We start from the raw sequence: 15,165 nt of genomic DNA on the forward strand, positions 1-15,165 counted from the left end.
TATAAAATACCTTCAAATGGCTTTAGCCGAAACCTAAAAATGAAGTCAGGATTTTAATCTGCGCAATCAGCATAATCTGCGAGCGATTAAAATGATAACAACGACCCTTCAGTTTTTGGAAAAGAAACGTAAATTCTCCGACTTTACCCAAAACTTATCCCTTCCATTTTTTTAACAATAATAACATTAGTATTTTTGCAGCAAATTACTCACATGCAAAATTATTTAGAATTCAATTTCAAGATTTCTCCATTACAACCCTGGAATGAGATATTAATGGCAGAACTTATAGAAATAGGTTTTGACAGCTTTACAGAAGAAATTGACGGAATTTTAGGATATATCCAGACTGATTTATTCAATGAAGATCAGCTGAAAGCACTTCCGATATTTGAAAATGAAAATGTAAAAATCGAATATTCTTTCGAAGAAATGCCGAATATCAACTGGAACGAAGAATGGGAAAAGAATTTCTCCCCGATCAATATTGATGATAAAGTACTGATCAGAGCAGAATTCCATGAATCGGTAACGGGAATGCATGAAATTATCATCCAGCCTAAAATGTCTTTCGGAACAGGGCATCACCCTACCACCCATTTGATGATCCAGCAGATGATGGATATTGATTTTAATGGTAAAAAAGTACTCGATATGGGATGTGGAACTTCCGTATTGGCAATCTATGCAAAACAGCAGGGAGCCGGAGATACCAAAGCAATCGACATTGATGAATGGTCTGTAGAAAATTCAAAAGAAAATGCAGTAAGAAACAATGTTGAGCTGGATATTGAACAAGGAACAGCTGAAAATCTTGGGCAGGAACATTTTGATATCATCCTGGCAAACATCAACAGAAATATTCTTATCTCTGATATCCCAACCTATGTTTCTGTATTGAATGACGGAGGAAAACTATTACTTTCAGGACTTTGTTTCTTTGATGTAGATGATATTATTGAAGTCTGCAGAGAAAGCGGTCTTGAGCTGAAAAAACAGTTGCAGCGTGAAGAATGGGTAAGCCTGCTGCTTGAAAAATAATAAAAACAAATACAAATATGAAAACTTTTTTGACGGCTTTATTTTTACTGACGCTGCAGTTGATGGCAGCACAGGAAAATGAAATCTATGCAGATGGTGTTTTTGGTTTTGAAGAGAATAAAACCCAGAAAATTTTTACAGATTGGACGAGAGTCAGAAAAGACCCCGCTGTGAATGCTCAGATTGTAGATTCATTACAGACCAATCAGCAGGTTATGATCATTAAAAAGGAAGAAACAGTTCCCGTTCTGAAGCTGGGGGAAAGAAAAGCCAATTGGTATAAAATTTCTTACCAGAAAGGAGATACAATTGCTGAAGGATATGTTTGGGGTGGTAATCTTTGTGTAGGATTTCGTAATAAAAACGGTTATGATTTCCTCTTCGGACTGTCAAAAACAGTGGAAAGAAAAAACAAGGAATATAACGATACTGAAAAGCAGAATATTGCCGGTATAAAAGTAATGGAAGGTAATATGCTTATTGATGAGGTCTTTTTCAATACAGGAATGGACGAAGAGTTAAGTACTGCAGCTTTTACTATTGAAAGCAATCATAAACTGCAGAATGTTGAATTCACTCTGAAGGCAATGGTTTCCGGAGAAGCATGTGGCGTGGCAACCTATGATCAGTATGCCTTTTTTAAGGATAAGAATCTGATTGTTATTCCTCAATTGATGAATGTAGCTGATGCAGGAGTGTTCTATCATAGCGAAGAATATGTCTTTCCCAATGATAAAGGGGGAATTCCGGGTGCATTTATCCTGAAAACCGAAGATATGGAAATGGATGATAAAGACAGGGAAATCAAAAAACACTCTTCCAAAACGTACCTGTGGAACGGAAGCATATATAAACAGAAATAACTGAATATTCAGATAGAGATAAAACCGTTGTATTAACAGCGGTTTTTATTTTTTCTAAAATCAGAGATGCTTTCAGAGTTGAAAAAATCAAATATTTTTAATTAAATCCTCATAATACAAGATTCTTTAAGTTTACAAAATCTCTCACAATACAAAAATAGGATTGGAAATAAACCAACCCTACCCAAACATGATTAAGCATATAGTTAAGCCATCAAAAATGGCTACAAGGAATATAAAGTGCACAAAAAGATTTTTATTGACTCTTAATCTATGTTCCTTAATAATTAAAACTAACTTTTTATCGGTCTTCCGATCAAGTTTACAGTAAAAGTACACGGATTTGTAATTCGTCTGTATAAAACATCTGCTGACTCAGCAAAATAAGCAGGCGAAACAGCATTTTGATGCGATGAAACGTAGAATTGTTATATTATTGTATGATAAGTTAATATTTAACAGATATTCCAAACCTAACAGGTTTTAAAAACCTGTTAGGTTTATTGATCGGACTAAAAAAATATGAAGCCATGTGATCTAAAAACAAAAAAACCTCACAAAAATAAAGTGTGAGGTTTCAGTGAGCGCGAAAGGATTCGAACCTTTGACCGTCTGCTTAGAAGGCAGATGCTCTATCCAGCTGAGCTACGCACCCTTAATTTTCTTAAGTCGGGGCGGCAGGATTCGAACCTGCGACCTCCTGGTCCCAAACCAGGCGCGATGACCGGACTACGCTACGCCCCGATGAGGTCATCTGTAACGAATTTTACTTCGTTTCGCATTGTAAAGATACAACACTTTTTGAAACAAAAAACTCACAAGATTACTGTGAGCATTGAGTGAGCGCGAAAGGATTCGAACCTTTGACCGTCTGCTTAGAAGGCAGATGCTCTATCCAGCTGAGCTACGCACCCTTAATTTTCTTAAGTCGGGGCGGCAGGATTCGAACCTGCGACCTCCTGGTCCCAAACCAGGCGCGATGACCGGACTACGCTACGCCCCGAGATGGCCATCAATAACGAATTTACTTCGTTTTTGCGGTTGCAAAGGTACAATACTTTTTGGAATAAAAAAATAAATTTTAAGATAAATTTTAATTAATTTTTTGAGAAAACTTTTTCATTAACTTTACCCGATTAATAACCATTGACTTACCCTATTTTGAAAAATGAAGAAAAACTTCCGGCTGTCCCACCAGTCTTGCATTTTGTAGGAATATTATGTTTGTAAAAAATACTAATTCCTATATTTGCCCCATGAAACGATTAATGTTGATGTATCTGTTTTTTCCGGTATTGATCTTCTCACAGACCAGCGGAAAAGTGATCAAAATTTCAGATGGAGATTCCATTACTTTACTTTTAGAAGGAAACCAACAAAAAAAGCTCAGACTGGCTGAAGTAGACTGCCCTGAAAACGGTCAGGCATTCGGGAAGAACGCTAAAAAGTTTACCTCCGCCCAGGTGTTTGGCAAAACTGTGAATTTTGTGGAAACCACTACAGACCGTTATGGACGTTCCGTTGCCAAGGTATATTATGATGATGGCAAATACCTTTCCAAAGAGCTGATCAAAGCAGGAATGGGCTGGTGGTACTTCTCTTATTCTAAAGATACCACTTTAGGTAAAGTTCAGGAAAAAGCTCAGGCTAAAAAAATTGGCCTCTGGCAGGATGTCAATGCCATGGCTCCCTGGGAATACAGGAAGATGAAAAGAGAAGCTTCAAAACTTAAAAAATCCGAAGCATTCAAAAATGAAATCAAAGCAAAAACGAAAGGAGTGATATAAATCGCTCCTTTGTTGTCTTTTGAATAACCTCTTAACTTCCATTCAGTTTAAATTAATTTTTTATTCACCTTTCTTTTTAATGAACAGATAAAAACTGGCAGCCATAAATAGAAAAATTGCAGCAATATTGGAATAGTCGAGCCTTTCAAAGACCGTATTTTCAATAATCAGATTATCAAGTGACTTATAGCCGCCTGTATAAATCAGAAAATCAGAAAACTTCTTCTCATGAATGATTGTGGAGAACAGCAGCATAAATACGCCGATACCAATAGGGTAAATAAAGTTTTTGAATAGAAGACTTAATGCCAATTGTACCATGGCAATGGCGGAAAGTGTAATGAAAAACTTAAGGAAAACATAAAAAATAACCTCTCTGAAATCATAATTCTGAAAGCCAAGCTCAGGAAAAATTATGCTTAAAAGATAGCCACTCAGCAGAAATGCTGCATAAGAGAAAAGGACTGAGAAAAAAACAGTAATCTGAATAAAGAGCGCTTTTGAAAAAAAGATCCTGGCCTTTGAAACCGGAAGCGTAAAAAGGATCTTATAATTGTTATTCCGGTATTCCACATCACAGCAGGCATGTACAAAAAGAGCTGTGAGAATAGGGAAAAGCAGATAATAGAACATGAATACTGTTTTGCCCAACATCATTTTCCATGGGTTTGAAGTTCCGTTTGCAGCATCGCTTCCGGAGCTGAGGACGTCATAAGCGATATACAGATCAATCGCAAGGATAATAAAAACAGGCAGCAGCAATATCCCGAAAATTTCTTTGTTTTTGGACAGTTTATACTGTTCAGATGAAAATGCCTTAAAGAAAGTATTGGTATTAGTCATGTTTCTTAGAAATTAAATTAATGAAGATCTGTTCAAGGTTGGTGCTTTGAGATTCCGTGTCATAGATCTCAATTCCGTTTTGAATAAGACTCTTCAAAAGGGTGTTGAAACCTTTATCATCAGTGATCTTTACCGAGATTTTACCGGAACTGTTTAATGCTGCGGAAAAAGATTCCTGTAATATAGATAAGGCCCTCTCAGGCTGATCAACTTTCAAAGTGACTTCTCTTTCAACCTGATTGAGCAGTTCATTTTTTGTTCCCTGAAAGATCATTTCCCCACCCTCAATAATCCCGATGTGCGTAGCGGTTTTTTCAAGTTCGCTCAGAATATGGCTGGAAAGAAAAATGGTTTTTCCCTCTTCGTTCAGGTATTGGAACAGCTTTCTCATCTCAAAAATTCCCTGTGGATCAAGGCCATTGAGCGGCTCGTCCAGAATCAGAAGCCCGGGATCATTAAAAATGGCCATGGCAATTCCCAGTCGTTGCTTCATTCCCATGGATAAGGCATTTGCTTTCTTCTTTTTCTCCTTGTGCAGATCTACCAGTTCCAGAACCTCATCGATTCTTTTTGAGCCTTTTCCATAGATAATATCCAGGTATTTCAGGTTTTCAAAAACGGTCAGTTTGGTATAAAAACAAGGTGATTCGATAAGATTTCCGGTATTGGCAAGGATCTCTGTCCGGTATTGTTTTAAACTTTTATTCTGAAAGAAAATATTGTCACTGCTTGATTCCAAAAGCCCTAACAGCAGCTTGATTGTAGTGGATTTTCCGGCACCGTTCCTTCCCAAGTAGCCATAAATGCTGCCTTCCGGAATGTTGAGGCTGATGTTATTCAAAATGGTTTTAGAGCCTATTTTATAACTGAGATCTCTGGTTGTAATGCTTTCCATTATTTGATGGGGGTTAAAGAAGTGTTGATGTCTATATAGAAAATTCCGTCAAAAAAACGGCTCCATACCTTCTTCTGGTCTGTTCTCTGATTGATGGTGGAAGTAAATTCCTTTTTTAAAATAGAGGTATTGGGAACAGCCCGCAGGTCAATAAAGAAATATGGAGTTTTCAATGCATGAAAGATATTTTCAATGGCGAGCTTTCCTGGCTTTTCGATAACTTTTCCTTTATCATTGAACAGAGCATACGATGAAAAATCAATCATATAAGAAGCTTTTCCATATTTACTTTTGATATAAGCCCCTATAGGACGGTAATCTTTACTTTCCTGATATGCAAAAGAATGAATATTGGAACACCATACGATGACTTTTTGATCCTGATAAACAGAATCGATCTGATGGATAAGATTTTGAGCCATCAGCGAGTCTCTGAACTGCATACTTGACAGGGTTCCGGATTTATATTTTGAGATCTTATACAAATAATTTCTCATATCATGCAGGTACCTTCCATACATTCTGTTTTCCGGAGTTTTTTCAAGTTTGGCAATGGCCTTTTCGAGTTGGTTCATTTCATTGAAGAGCTGTTCCTTCTGTTTGCCTTCTAGAGTTCTTCTGGCGAAACCTTCAAACATGAAATGATTAAGCTGATTCATGTATTTGCTGAAAACCTTGAAAGGTTTGAGATCAATCTTATTTTTGCTTAAAAACTCCTTAAGCAGATTATTTCTCCTGTCATACAGAACATTTCCGGTAAACTGTATATCAAATCCGCCGAGTTCTATGGGTTGGGCAGACGTTTTGGTTTTCTGATAGTAATTGATCAGCGGTCGGGTTTCTTTATTGTCCCACCAGAAATCAAACAGTCCGAGACCCCCGATAGAATCTGGATGAACCTTCAATGAATGATTTTTCATTTCCTCATTCATGATCCAGGTATCATATTGTCCGGCTTCATACAGAACCACATTATAACCTGAATTTTCATGCAGATATTGGATCATTCTGCCTTTGGCCTGCATGGTAGCACCATCGGAATGTACGTTCTCTCCAAGAATCAAAACTCTGTTGTCTTTCAATATAGAATCAAAGATTTTTAGATCACTGTTATTAGCATGATCCATAGAAATACTTGTGATAGGATGGGTATACCGCCGGACATCTTCAAGGCGCTCCTGTTTCTCTTTCTCAGGAATTTCTTTGAAAACAACTTTATTCAGGAATAAAACGGCTATAACAGAAATGATAAAAATATAAAGGAGTTTCTTCATCTGTTTAAAATTGCACGGTTATTAAATATAGATTTCTGTTTTTAATTTAATAAAAAATAGGGTGTTTTTATAAATAATATATATGTTTTTCATCGAAAATAGTGCCATTTGAAAATAATGTCAATTCGTCACTTTTTCTGATTCCGGAAATAGGAAACTGTTTGCAATGATAAATACATGTTTTTAAAAAGTTGGTATTTTTTATAATGAATAGTTGAATTTTTAGCTATGAGATTGATTGTGAGATCTATATTTGTTGAAAATGATTAAAATTATTACATTAGTGGAAATCTTTAAATTATATAACTATGACTAAAAAAATTTTATTGGGATCATTAATCATTGGAACCTTATCATTAATGAGTTGTGGAGGATCCGGTAACTCAGATCCTGCATCTTATAACAACGAAATTATTACAGTAATCAATGGTAGCGAAACCAATATCAGTGAGATGAATACAGCAATGGCGGGCTCTGATTATGCCAAAGCAGAGGAGGTTCGGGTTAAATGGGATAAACAGTTGGATACTGACATCAAAAAAGTAGAAAACTTAGGTGATTTCAAAGGGGATGCTTCGTTTCAAACAGCTGTTCTGACCGGATTGAAGGGATATAAAAAAATTGTAACGGAATCTTACCCGAAGCTGATAGAAATCCGAAAAAACAAAACTGCTGATCCTGCCGTTGAAAACAAATTGCTCAATGAGATCAATGAAGCATATCAGAATATGGCTAATAATGTGAATAAAGCGTCTGCGGACTTTGAAAGTAAATATAAAAAGTAATGCAATACTTTAAGTTATCTATAAAAAAACTCACAACAGAAGCTGTGAGTTTTTTTATGTGCTTATCCTTTTAAGGATTGGCTTTTACAGCATTATACATCATTGAATCTTTTTGTTGGTTGGTATAATCATATTTATACTGATAAAATGACGATTCCCAGTCTCCATAGCCAACATTCGGGATGATAATGAATTTTTTACCGAAATCTTTTGCTGCGCTTTTCACTGCTGCAGACCGTTCCTCTTCCGATTTTTTATCAAAAATATCAGCGAAATCAGCAAGGTTATCACCTAACAGCAATACAATATTATAATTTCTGGCAATATCCTTTCTTCGGTTTTCCTTACTGCTTTCCTTTGAGCGAAGAATTAAATTGGCATCACTTTGAAGAGGGTAGTGGTACTTTTTTAAATTTTTCAAAGTTCCTGCACGTTCCTGCTCTGCCCGGTTGGTTACATAAAAGACCTGTATACCCTTACTTGCCGCATACTGGTAAAACTCCTGGGAACCGGTAAGTGGTTTTGCAATCCCCTTGGCCGTCCATTCTTCCCATGTTTTCTGATCATAGTCCTTTCCCATTTTTGAACGCTCAACAGCATAATAGGAATTATCCAGAAATGTTTCATCAATATCTGAAACAATAGCCAAAGGTTTTTCTGTTTTTTGTAATAAAGCCTCATCCAGACGGAGTTTTGCAATATTATAGGCCTGCAGGCAAAGCGCTTCATATTCGGCTGCTCTTTGCTGGTAAAATGCAGCATATATTTTTCCGTTATGACCTAGATTTTGGTAAGAAGTATTCTCATTGGACGCTTTTAAAGCCGGAGCTGCTGTTTGGCAAGATACAACCAAAGCCAGAAAGCAGCCTGAAATTATATATTTAAAATTTTTCATTGAATTAAAATAGAGAAGAACAAAATTATAACAATTTGATTTTTATTGCAACTCAATATGTTTTTATTACAGGAGTAAATATTCTTTTTTTTACATAAACCTAACAGGTTTTCAAAACCTGTTAGGTTTTTAAAATTGCTCAAAAAATTAAAAGACTGTCTTTTTGAATATACAATAATGATTAGATTTGGATACTGGATTTGAGATATGATCCATAGATTAGATGGATAAGGAGAAAACAAAAGAGCAAAAAAATTGTAAAATGACTGATGTATTTGAAAATTACCTATCCTCAACAGAAGAATTATCAGTTGAGGAAATCGACTTTTCTGTAAAGTTCTTTAAACCGGTTCATTTAAAAAAAGGTGATTTTTTTATTCGTGAAGATGAAGTCTGCCGTCATATTGGATTTATCGCCAGTGGTGCTGTAAAAGCATATGCTGTCGACAGAGAAGGAAAGGAGAATATAACCTGTTTCAAGTTTGAAAATGAATTTGTCACCTCGTTTCCGGAGTTTGTAAATCAGGAAAAATCAAAAAGAAGTATCAGGGCCATAGAAGATTGTGTAATCTATAGAATAGCATACCCGGAGTATCAGCATTTGCTTGGTCAGGTGACCACCTGGAATGGAGTTATAAAACTGGTGATGGAGCAGGAGTATAACCAAAAGGAACGTTATCTGCTGAATTTTAATAACAGGTCGGCTGTAGATAAATACCGTCATATCCTGTCAGACGAACCGATGCTCATACAACGCACAACCACGCAGGATCTTGCCTCGTACCTGGGGGTCACTCAACGATCACTTACACGGGCTAAGGCACAAATACACAGGCCGGATGTATTATAGGACAAATGTCCTTATGTGGTTCTGATCAGCGATGTAGATTTGCACAAAAAAATTATGCTACGTCAAATTGCTCCGGAAGTATTCCACGTTCCACTGATGCCACGAAACAGCATCAACTGCTATATTATCGAAGGTGTATTGGTAGATTCCGGAATACGGAGTTCATATACCGCTGTAAAGAAAGCGCTACGGAAAATCCCGGTTGATCAGCATATACTGACGCATGCACATGCAGACCATCAGGGTTGTAGCGATCAGATATGTGCTGAGTTTGCTATTCCTTTATTATGTCATCCCGACGAAGTGTTCAGGACCGAAACAGGTATGGTAACCACGGATTATCCAGATTCAAAACATTGGTTGGCAAAGCTTCAGCAAAAATACTGGGCAGGGCAGGGACATAAAGTAGACGGAACGGTCATTGAAAATGATATGATCGGAAACTTTCGGGTAATAGAGACGCCCGGACATTCGCCAGGTCATATTTCTTTATTCCGTGAGCGGGATGGTGTGCTGATCATAGGAGACGCAGCAACAAATATGAATTTGCTCACAACAGCAACCGGTCTGCATCTTCCGCCAAACATATTCACATCAGACCAGCAGCGCAATATCAGGTCGCTCCAGAAGCTAGCAAAACTGAATCCTTCTATTATCTGCTTCGGACATGGGCCGGTTATGCAAAATAAAGAGCAGAAGTTTGAGCAATTTGTAGCTAAGTATAGTGCTGCTATTTAACGATAAACTGTGCTGTAATCTCTATTGCTTACCAGAAGAGATATTTTAGTTAGTCTTGAATCATTGAATTCATAAATAATAACAAAAAAACCTCACAAAAATAAATTGTGAGGTTTCAGTGAGCGCGAAAGGATTCGAACCTTTGACCGTCTGCTTAGAAGGCAGATGCTCTATCCAGCTGAGCTACGCACCCTTAAAAGTTGATTCCCGCTTAGTCAATAAGCGCATTAAAAAAGTCGGGGCGGCAGGATTCGAACCTGCGACCTCCTGGTCCCAAACCAGGCGCGATGACCGGACTACGCTACGCCCCGAATATATAAGAAGAGCGGAGGGTAAGGGATTCGAACCCTTGCGACACTTTCGCGTCGACAGTTTAGCAAACTGCTCCGTTAACCACTCCGGCAACCCTCCTTTTTGTTTATTTTTTAATGATCGTTGTTCCGTTATTGCGAGTGCAAATATAGAACAGATTTCTTTATTTACCAAATAAAATTCAAGAAAAATTTAACGTATTTTTGAAGTAATAAATTGTTAAAAACCCAAACTGATGCGTAAGACATTATATATCATCGGATTAAGCACTTTTGTTTTTTCATGTACTTCACAGCAAAATGTAAAAAAAAATACTTACAAACCGAAAACCCCGGTAGCACAGACGAAACCAGCCGTTCAGACACCGGCTCTGGCAGCTCCAAAACCAAAAGTTATATCTGATCACGGAGTGGATTTTTTTACAACCAATATAGCAGATGCCACAAAGAATGATAATACGGTAAGCTATGGTTCTATAGTATCTGCAAAACCGGCCGGATATAAAGTGGTAAAAACCTATTTCCCTGCCGTTGCACAAAATTTCAGACAGCGTTACCTTATATTGCATTATACGGCACTTCTGGATGATAAGTCAGTTAGCGTTCTTACCCAGCAGGCTGTAAGTGCCCATTATCTTGTAAATAATACAGGAGATAACGAGATCTATCAGTTGGTGGATGAAAACAAACGTGCCTATCATGCCGGTGTAAGCTCTTGGAGAAATGACAAAAACCTTAACGATACCTCCATAGGAATTGAAATTGTGAACACAGGTTATACAACAGACAGTACCGGTAAAAGAATATTTGCATCATTCAGTGATGATCAGATGAAAAAAGTGGCGGCACTGGTCAAAGACATTGTTACAAGATATCAGATTCCGGCAACCAACGTATTGGCTCACGCAGACATTGCACCTACAAGAAAACAGGATCCGGGCCCTATGTTCCCATGGAAGAAATTATATGACCAATACCAGATAGGAATGTGGTATGATGAAGCGGCCAAGCAAAATTATTTTGATCTTGCCCAGACAGAATTTGTCACTAGATATAGCGATCCTACTTTTATTTTCAGCATCCAGACTGCATTACAGAAATTTGGATACGGAATGGAACTGAGCGGAAAATGGGATGATGCTACAAAGAAAACAATCGAAGCCTTCCAGTATCATTTCCGTCCACAAAACTATGACGGAGTGATGGATGCCGAAACATGGGCGATACTGCAAGCGTTAAACCTAAAATATCCGGCAAAATAAATTCAAATTAAAGCGCATCGTTTAGATGCGTTTTTGCTATCTTTAAACGATCAAAAACAGTAAAATATCTGTAATGGAAAATTTCAGAAAAGAAAGCGATCTATTGGGCGAACTTAATGTGCCGCTAGACGCTTATTATGGGGTTCAGACACAACGAGCTATCAACAATTTCAAAATTTCAGGACAGCTTTTGTCTTCATATCCTGAGTTCATCAAAGGTTTGGCTTTTGTAAAAAAAGCAGCAGCAAAAACCAATTATGAATTGGGACTTCTTGACGAAAACCTGTATTTTAAAATAGCGGAAGCCTGTGACGAAATTGTAGACGGAAAATATCATGACCAGTTTCCGGTAGATATGATTCAGGGTGGGGCAGGAACTTCCATCAATATGAATGCAAACGAAGTCATTGCTAATGTCGTATTGGAAAAATTAGGAAAAAATAAAGGAGAATATGAATTCTGTTCACCTAACGACCATATCAACCTTTCCCAGTCTACCAATGATGCCTATCCTACAGCGATCAAAATGGGATTGCTGCAGATGAATACAGGGCTTGTAGAAAGACTGGAAAGTATTGTAGCCGCTTTCCGTGCCAAAGGAGTAGAATTCCAGGATGTTATCAAGATGGGACGTACGCAGCTTCAGGATGCTGTACCAATGACTTTGGGTCAGGAATTTGAGGCATATGCAGCCACTTTAGAAGAGGATATTTCCAAATTGAATAACAATGCCAGTCTTTTTGTAGAAGTAAATATGGGGGCAACAGCTATTGGTACAGGACTGAATGCTCCGGTAGGATATGCAACCCTTTGTGCTAAAAATCTGGCTCAGATTACAGGTTTCCCAATTGTTTCGGCGCCGGATCTGGTAGAGGCAACACCTGACACAGGTTCTTATGTTATCTATTCTTCAGCAACAAAACGTCTGGCTGTAAAACTATCAAAGATCTGTAATGACCTGAGATTATTATCATCGGGACCAAGAGCCGGCCTTTTTGAGATCAACCTTCCTCCGATGCAGCCGGGATCATCCATCATGCCGGGTAAAGTAAACCCTGTTATTCCGGAAGTGGTAAACCAGGTTTGCTTCAAAGTGATCGGAAATGACCTTACCGTAACGTTTGCCGCAGAAGCAGGACAGTTACAGCTTAACGTAATGGAGCCGGTACTTTCACATGCCATCATGGAAAATATCAATTTCCTTTGTAATGCATTAGACACGCTTCGTGACAAATGTGTAACGGGGATCACAGCCAATAAGGAAGTTTGCCTGAATATGGTAAAACACAGCATTGGTATTGTGACAGCTTTGAATCCTTACATCGGTTACAAGCAGTCCACACAAATCGCTAAAGAAGCATTAGAAACCGGAAAAAGTGTTTATAACCTTGTTCTTGAGAAAGGAGTTCTTTCGCAGGAGAAACTGGATGAAATTCTTGATCCGAAAAATATGCTGACACCGCATAACAAATAATAAAAAACATAAGTGGTAAATGACCCTAAGGAAATTTACCACTTATCATTCATCATTTATACCATAATTCGTGAGGTTTTTAATTATAATTCCTGCCCATAACGAAGAAGACAACCTCTCATTTACCCTTGATTCCTTAAAGCTGCAAAGTCACAGGGATTTTAAAGTAGTGATAGTGAATGACGGTTCCACAGACAGAACTCCTGAAGTTATCAGAACCTATACAGAAACTGATACCCGCTTTGAAACCATCAATCTTCAGAAATCTGAACACCAGCCAGGTTCCAAGGTGGTTCATGCATTTAAAAACGGCCTGCAGACACAAGCTGTTGATCAATTTGACATCATCTGTAAATTTGATGCCGATATCATCCTTCCGGAACATTATCTTGAAACAGTAAGTAACGCTTTTGCCCGGAACCCCGAATATGGACTGACAGGAGGACTATTGTATATAGAAAAAGACGGAAACTGGGTATATGAAGGGAATTCCAATAAACACCACGTAAGAGGACCTATGAAAGCTTACCGTAAAGAATGCTTTATTCAGATGGGAGGCTTAAGAGAGACATTAGGCTGGGATAATATCGATTCTATTCTACTGGAAAATCTGGGCTGGAAAGAAGTCGTTATTCCGGAACTTCATGTAAAACTGATCAAAGTAAAAGGAGCTGACTATACCATCAGACCGGCAGATTATTATGGCAGATATTTCTATTTCTTAGGGCTGAACAGATTTCTGGCTTATATTGCCGCTTCAAAAGAAGCAATGAAAAGCAAGTCACCATCATTTTTCTTTGACATTATCAATTCTTATGAGAACTGCAGATCAAAAAAACTTGAACTTAAGATCACTAAAGAGGAACAAAAAACGATAAATGATCAACGCTGGAAAATGCTGAAGAAAAAGTGGCTGAAGATATAGATGAAAAGAAATCATCATAAAGCTGCTTAAAAATCAGTGTTATCAGAAACCAAACGGAATATTTCAACAGCAACGGGCTTTAGCCCGTTTAAACAATAAATTAAAAATCAATTGGCTTTAGCCAAAACCTATAAAATAAAATCCATAATCCTTATTAGCAGGTGAAAAAAATAGCTTACATAGAAATCGATACTCATGCAGAAATTGCGCAGGCTTTTATAGATATTATGAAAGGAGCCCAGGATTTTGCTGTAGACTACTATTTTTCAAAAAAAATTAAAGATCAGGTGGTTTCGCATGATGAATCCGTATTCTTATCAGACAGTTCTATGATCCTGGAGCAGCTGAAAGTAAAAAAATATGATCTGGTCATTATCGGGACGGTTCATCGTTATTTTAATACGTTTTTTGCCCTGACAGAAAAATATAATACTGCTATTATTACCCACAATCTCAATTTTATTAATGCTTCAAAAATGAATCTTTTTAAAAGTATTTTCAAAGGAGATGTGATATTCAGGTTAAAGCTATGGCTGAAGGAAGGTCTGTTTTATAAAACGAAGGTCTATCAGAATTCCGGATCTCTTCTGGTACTGGATGAAATATTGGTTTCAGGAAAATATCAGTTTTTACCCCTGTTTTACGCAAGAAACTTTGATAAAACCGGAAATAGGGGGCTTACCGTGGTTATTCCCGGTGGAGTTTCACAGAAAAGAAGAGATTATCATTATATCTTTAAAACCATCCGGGATATAAAAACCACTGATCAGTGTGAATTTGTGTTCCTTGGAAAAGCAGCCGGTCATGAACTGAAGCAGCTTGAAAATTTATCTTCACAATTACCGGACAATATCAGGATCACTTATTTCTCTGAAAGAGTGTCTTCAGAAGATTTTGAAAAATGGATGCAGAAAGCTGATGTCCTCTGGTGTCCGATTCAGCAGGAAACAGAATTTTTCAGCATGAAAGAAACTTACGGGATTACTAAGATGACCGGAAATATCGGTGATGCTATAGCTTATGGTAAACTGGCGGTTTTTCCGCAAAATTATCCGTCGAAACTGAAATTTATCATTCCTGAAAAAGAAAATATCTTTGAGCAGTTAAAAGAAGTTTCTGCTACTCATTTCGACTTTCAGAATGTCTATGGAAGAGATGAAGTTCAGCATAATCTGAAGCATCTTTTAAGCCGTCTTATTTCCAAGTAAGAAAAAGGAATGTT

At 37.5% G+C, this 15,165-nt stretch carries 14 protein-coding genes and 7 tRNA genes; 10 read left to right on the forward strand and 11 right to left on the reverse strand.

Annotated features, from left to right (window positions below; translation table 11 throughout):
* Nucleotides 1-213 precede the first annotated feature (213 nt).
* Nucleotides 214-1,041, forward strand: a complete 828-nt coding sequence (gene prmA / locus ACTJJF_RS14430; RefSeq protein WP_440700092.1) for a 50S ribosomal protein L11 methyltransferase — start codon at nucleotides 214-216, stop codon at nucleotides 1,039-1,041.
* Nucleotides 1,042-1,058: 17 nt separating this feature from the next.
* Nucleotides 1,059-1,904, forward strand: a complete 846-nt coding sequence (locus ACTJJF_RS14435; protein ID WP_440700093.1) for an SH3 domain-containing protein — start codon at nucleotides 1,059-1,061, stop codon at nucleotides 1,902-1,904.
* Nucleotides 1,905-2,485: 581 nt separating this feature from the next.
* On the opposite strand, the gene ACTJJF_RS14440 is transcribed toward ACTJJF_RS14435, so the two are convergent.
* From ACTJJF_RS14440 to ACTJJF_RS14455, 4 genes are all read right to left on the reverse strand, one after another.
* Nucleotides 2,486-2,559 (reverse strand) — tRNA-Arg (locus ACTJJF_RS14440).
* Between the two features lie 14 nt (nucleotides 2,560-2,573).
* Nucleotides 2,574-2,648, reverse strand: a tRNA-Pro gene (locus ACTJJF_RS14445).
* A gap of 96 nt (nucleotides 2,649-2,744) precedes the next feature.
* Nucleotides 2,745-2,818, reverse strand: a tRNA-Arg gene (locus ACTJJF_RS14450).
* Between the two features lie 14 nt (nucleotides 2,819-2,832).
* Nucleotides 2,833-2,907: transfer RNA gene (locus ACTJJF_RS14455), tRNA-Pro, on the reverse strand.
* 253 nt (nucleotides 2,908-3,160) lie between these two features.
* Between ACTJJF_RS14455 and ACTJJF_RS14460 the strand changes: the two genes are divergently transcribed.
* Nucleotides 3,161-3,691, forward strand: coding sequence for a thermonuclease family protein (locus ACTJJF_RS14460; protein ID WP_440700094.1), 531 nt, complete (start codon nucleotides 3,161-3,163; stop codon nucleotides 3,689-3,691).
* A gap of 60 nt (nucleotides 3,692-3,751) precedes the next feature.
* Here ACTJJF_RS14460 and ACTJJF_RS14465 read toward each other — a convergent pair whose 3' ends face one another.
* From ACTJJF_RS14465 to ACTJJF_RS14475, 3 genes are read right to left on the reverse strand one after another with little or no spacing between them, the layout of a single operon-like run.
* A complete protein-coding gene (locus ACTJJF_RS14465; RefSeq protein WP_440700095.1) occupies nucleotides 3,752-4,534 on the reverse strand; it encodes an ABC transporter permease in 783 nt (260 codons plus the stop codon).
* Nucleotides 4,527-5,429 carry an ABC transporter ATP-binding protein gene (locus ACTJJF_RS14470; RefSeq protein WP_440700096.1) on the reverse strand — a complete coding sequence of 301 codons (903 nt, stop codon included), beginning with the start codon at nucleotides 5,427-5,429 and terminating at the stop codon, nucleotides 4,527-4,529. The genes ACTJJF_RS14465 and ACTJJF_RS14470 overlap by 8 nt, the downstream gene beginning before the upstream one ends.
* Nucleotides 5,429-6,703 (reverse strand): erythromycin esterase family protein, encoded by a 1,275-nt coding sequence (locus tag ACTJJF_RS14475; protein WP_440700097.1) that lies wholly within the window; start codon nucleotides 6,701-6,703, stop codon nucleotides 5,429-5,431. Before ACTJJF_RS14475 ends, ACTJJF_RS14470 begins: the two co-directional genes overlap by 1 nt.
* Nucleotides 6,704-7,011: 308 nt before the next feature.
* Between ACTJJF_RS14475 and ACTJJF_RS14480 the strand changes: the two genes are divergently transcribed.
* A complete protein-coding gene (locus ACTJJF_RS14480) occupies nucleotides 7,012-7,488 on the forward strand; it encodes an LIC11966 family surface protein (protein ID WP_440700098.1) in 477 nt (158 codons plus the stop codon).
* 70 nt (nucleotides 7,489-7,558) lie between these two features.
* Here ACTJJF_RS14480 and ACTJJF_RS14485 read toward each other — a convergent pair whose 3' ends face one another.
* A complete protein-coding gene (locus tag ACTJJF_RS14485) occupies nucleotides 7,559-8,383 on the reverse strand; it encodes a 5'-nucleotidase, lipoprotein e(P4) family (RefSeq protein WP_312298174.1) in 825 nt (274 codons plus the stop codon).
* Nucleotides 8,384-8,645: 262 nt separating this feature from the next.
* Here ACTJJF_RS14485 and ACTJJF_RS14490 point away from each other — a divergent pair, with 262 nt between their 5' ends.
* Both ACTJJF_RS14490 and ACTJJF_RS14495 read left to right on the forward strand, forming a co-directional pair.
* A complete protein-coding gene (locus tag ACTJJF_RS14490) occupies nucleotides 8,646-9,233 on the forward strand; it encodes a Crp/Fnr family transcriptional regulator (RefSeq protein ID WP_440700099.1) in 588 nt (195 codons plus the stop codon).
* Between the two features lie 54 nt (nucleotides 9,234-9,287).
* The gene (locus ACTJJF_RS14495) at nucleotides 9,288-9,971 is read left to right on the forward strand and encodes an MBL fold metallo-hydrolase (RefSeq protein ID WP_440700100.1); all 684 of its coding nucleotides are present in this window, start codon (nucleotides 9,288-9,290) and stop codon (nucleotides 9,969-9,971) included.
* Nucleotides 9,972-10,090: 119 nt separating this feature from the next.
* On the opposite strand, the gene ACTJJF_RS14500 is transcribed toward ACTJJF_RS14495, so the two are convergent.
* The 3 genes from ACTJJF_RS14500 to ACTJJF_RS14510 form a co-directional block, all read right to left on the reverse strand.
* Nucleotides 10,091-10,164, reverse strand: a tRNA-Arg gene (locus ACTJJF_RS14500).
* 43 nt (nucleotides 10,165-10,207) lie between these two features.
* Nucleotides 10,208-10,282, reverse strand: a tRNA-Pro gene (locus tag ACTJJF_RS14505).
* Nucleotides 10,283-10,297: 15 nt separating this feature from the next.
* Nucleotides 10,298-10,382, reverse strand: a tRNA-Ser gene (locus ACTJJF_RS14510).
* Between the two features lie 136 nt (nucleotides 10,383-10,518).
* Between ACTJJF_RS14510 and ACTJJF_RS14515 the strand changes: the two genes are divergently transcribed.
* The 4 genes from ACTJJF_RS14515 (at nucleotide 10,519) to ACTJJF_RS14530 (ending at nucleotide 15,151) form a co-directional block, all read left to right on the forward strand.
* Nucleotides 10,519-11,544, forward strand: coding sequence for an N-acetylmuramoyl-L-alanine amidase (locus tag ACTJJF_RS14515; RefSeq protein ID WP_440700101.1), 1,026 nt, complete (start codon nucleotides 10,519-10,521; stop codon nucleotides 11,542-11,544).
* Between the two features lie 73 nt (nucleotides 11,545-11,617).
* Nucleotides 11,618-13,018, forward strand: coding sequence for an aspartate ammonia-lyase (aspA, locus tag ACTJJF_RS14520; protein WP_440700102.1), 1,401 nt, complete (start codon nucleotides 11,618-11,620; stop codon nucleotides 13,016-13,018).
* Between the two features lie 70 nt (nucleotides 13,019-13,088).
* The gene (locus tag ACTJJF_RS14525) at nucleotides 13,089-13,943 is read left to right on the forward strand and encodes a glycosyltransferase (protein ID WP_440700103.1); all 855 of its coding nucleotides are present in this window, start codon (nucleotides 13,089-13,091) and stop codon (nucleotides 13,941-13,943) included.
* A gap of 161 nt (nucleotides 13,944-14,104) precedes the next feature.
* Complete coding sequence (locus ACTJJF_RS14530) at nucleotides 14,105-15,151, forward strand: hypothetical protein (RefSeq protein WP_440700104.1); 1,047 nt, start codon at nucleotides 14,105-14,107, stop codon at nucleotides 15,149-15,151.
* Nucleotides 15,152-15,165: the final 14 nt, after the last annotated feature.

The sequence above is a fragment of the Chryseobacterium sp. 22458 genome, assembly GCF_052044975.1.
Lineage (GTDB): Bacteria > Bacteroidota > Bacteroidia > Flavobacteriales > Weeksellaceae > Chryseobacterium.

Bases quoted from the DNA above. Each gene is read 5' to 3' on its own strand.
- prmA (WP_440700092.1), top strand. From the start codon at position 214: ATGCAAAATTATTTAGAATTCAATTTCAAGATTTCTCCATTACAACCC.
- ACTJJF_RS14435 (WP_440700093.1), top strand. From the start codon at position 1,059: ATGAAAACTTTTTTGACGGCTTTATTTTTACTGACGCTGCAGTTGATG.
- ACTJJF_RS14460 (WP_440700094.1), top strand. From the start codon at position 3,161: ATGAAACGATTAATGTTGATGTATCTGTTTTTTCCGGTATTGATCTTC.
- ACTJJF_RS14465 (WP_440700095.1), bottom strand. From the start codon at position 4,534: ATGACTAATACCAATACTTTCTTTAAGGCATTTTCATCTGAACAGTAT.
- ACTJJF_RS14470 (WP_440700096.1), bottom strand. From the start codon at position 5,429: ATGGAAAGCATTACAACCAGAGATCTCAGTTATAAAATAGGCTCTAAA.
- ACTJJF_RS14475 (WP_440700097.1), bottom strand. From the start codon at position 6,703: ATGAAGAAACTCCTTTATATTTTTATCATTTCTGTTATAGCCGTTTTA.
- ACTJJF_RS14480 (WP_440700098.1), top strand. From the start codon at position 7,012: ATGACTAAAAAAATTTTATTGGGATCATTAATCATTGGAACCTTATCA.
- ACTJJF_RS14485 (WP_312298174.1), bottom strand. From the start codon at position 8,383: ATGAAAAATTTTAAATATATAATTTCAGGCTGCTTTCTGGCTTTGGTT.
- ACTJJF_RS14490 (WP_440700099.1), top strand. From the start codon at position 8,646: ATGACTGATGTATTTGAAAATTACCTATCCTCAACAGAAGAATTATCA.
- ACTJJF_RS14495 (WP_440700100.1), top strand. From the start codon at position 9,288: ATGCTACGTCAAATTGCTCCGGAAGTATTCCACGTTCCACTGATGCCA.
- ACTJJF_RS14515 (WP_440700101.1), top strand. From the start codon at position 10,519: ATGCGTAAGACATTATATATCATCGGATTAAGCACTTTTGTTTTTTCA.
- aspA (WP_440700102.1), top strand. From the start codon at position 11,618: ATGGAAAATTTCAGAAAAGAAAGCGATCTATTGGGCGAACTTAATGTG.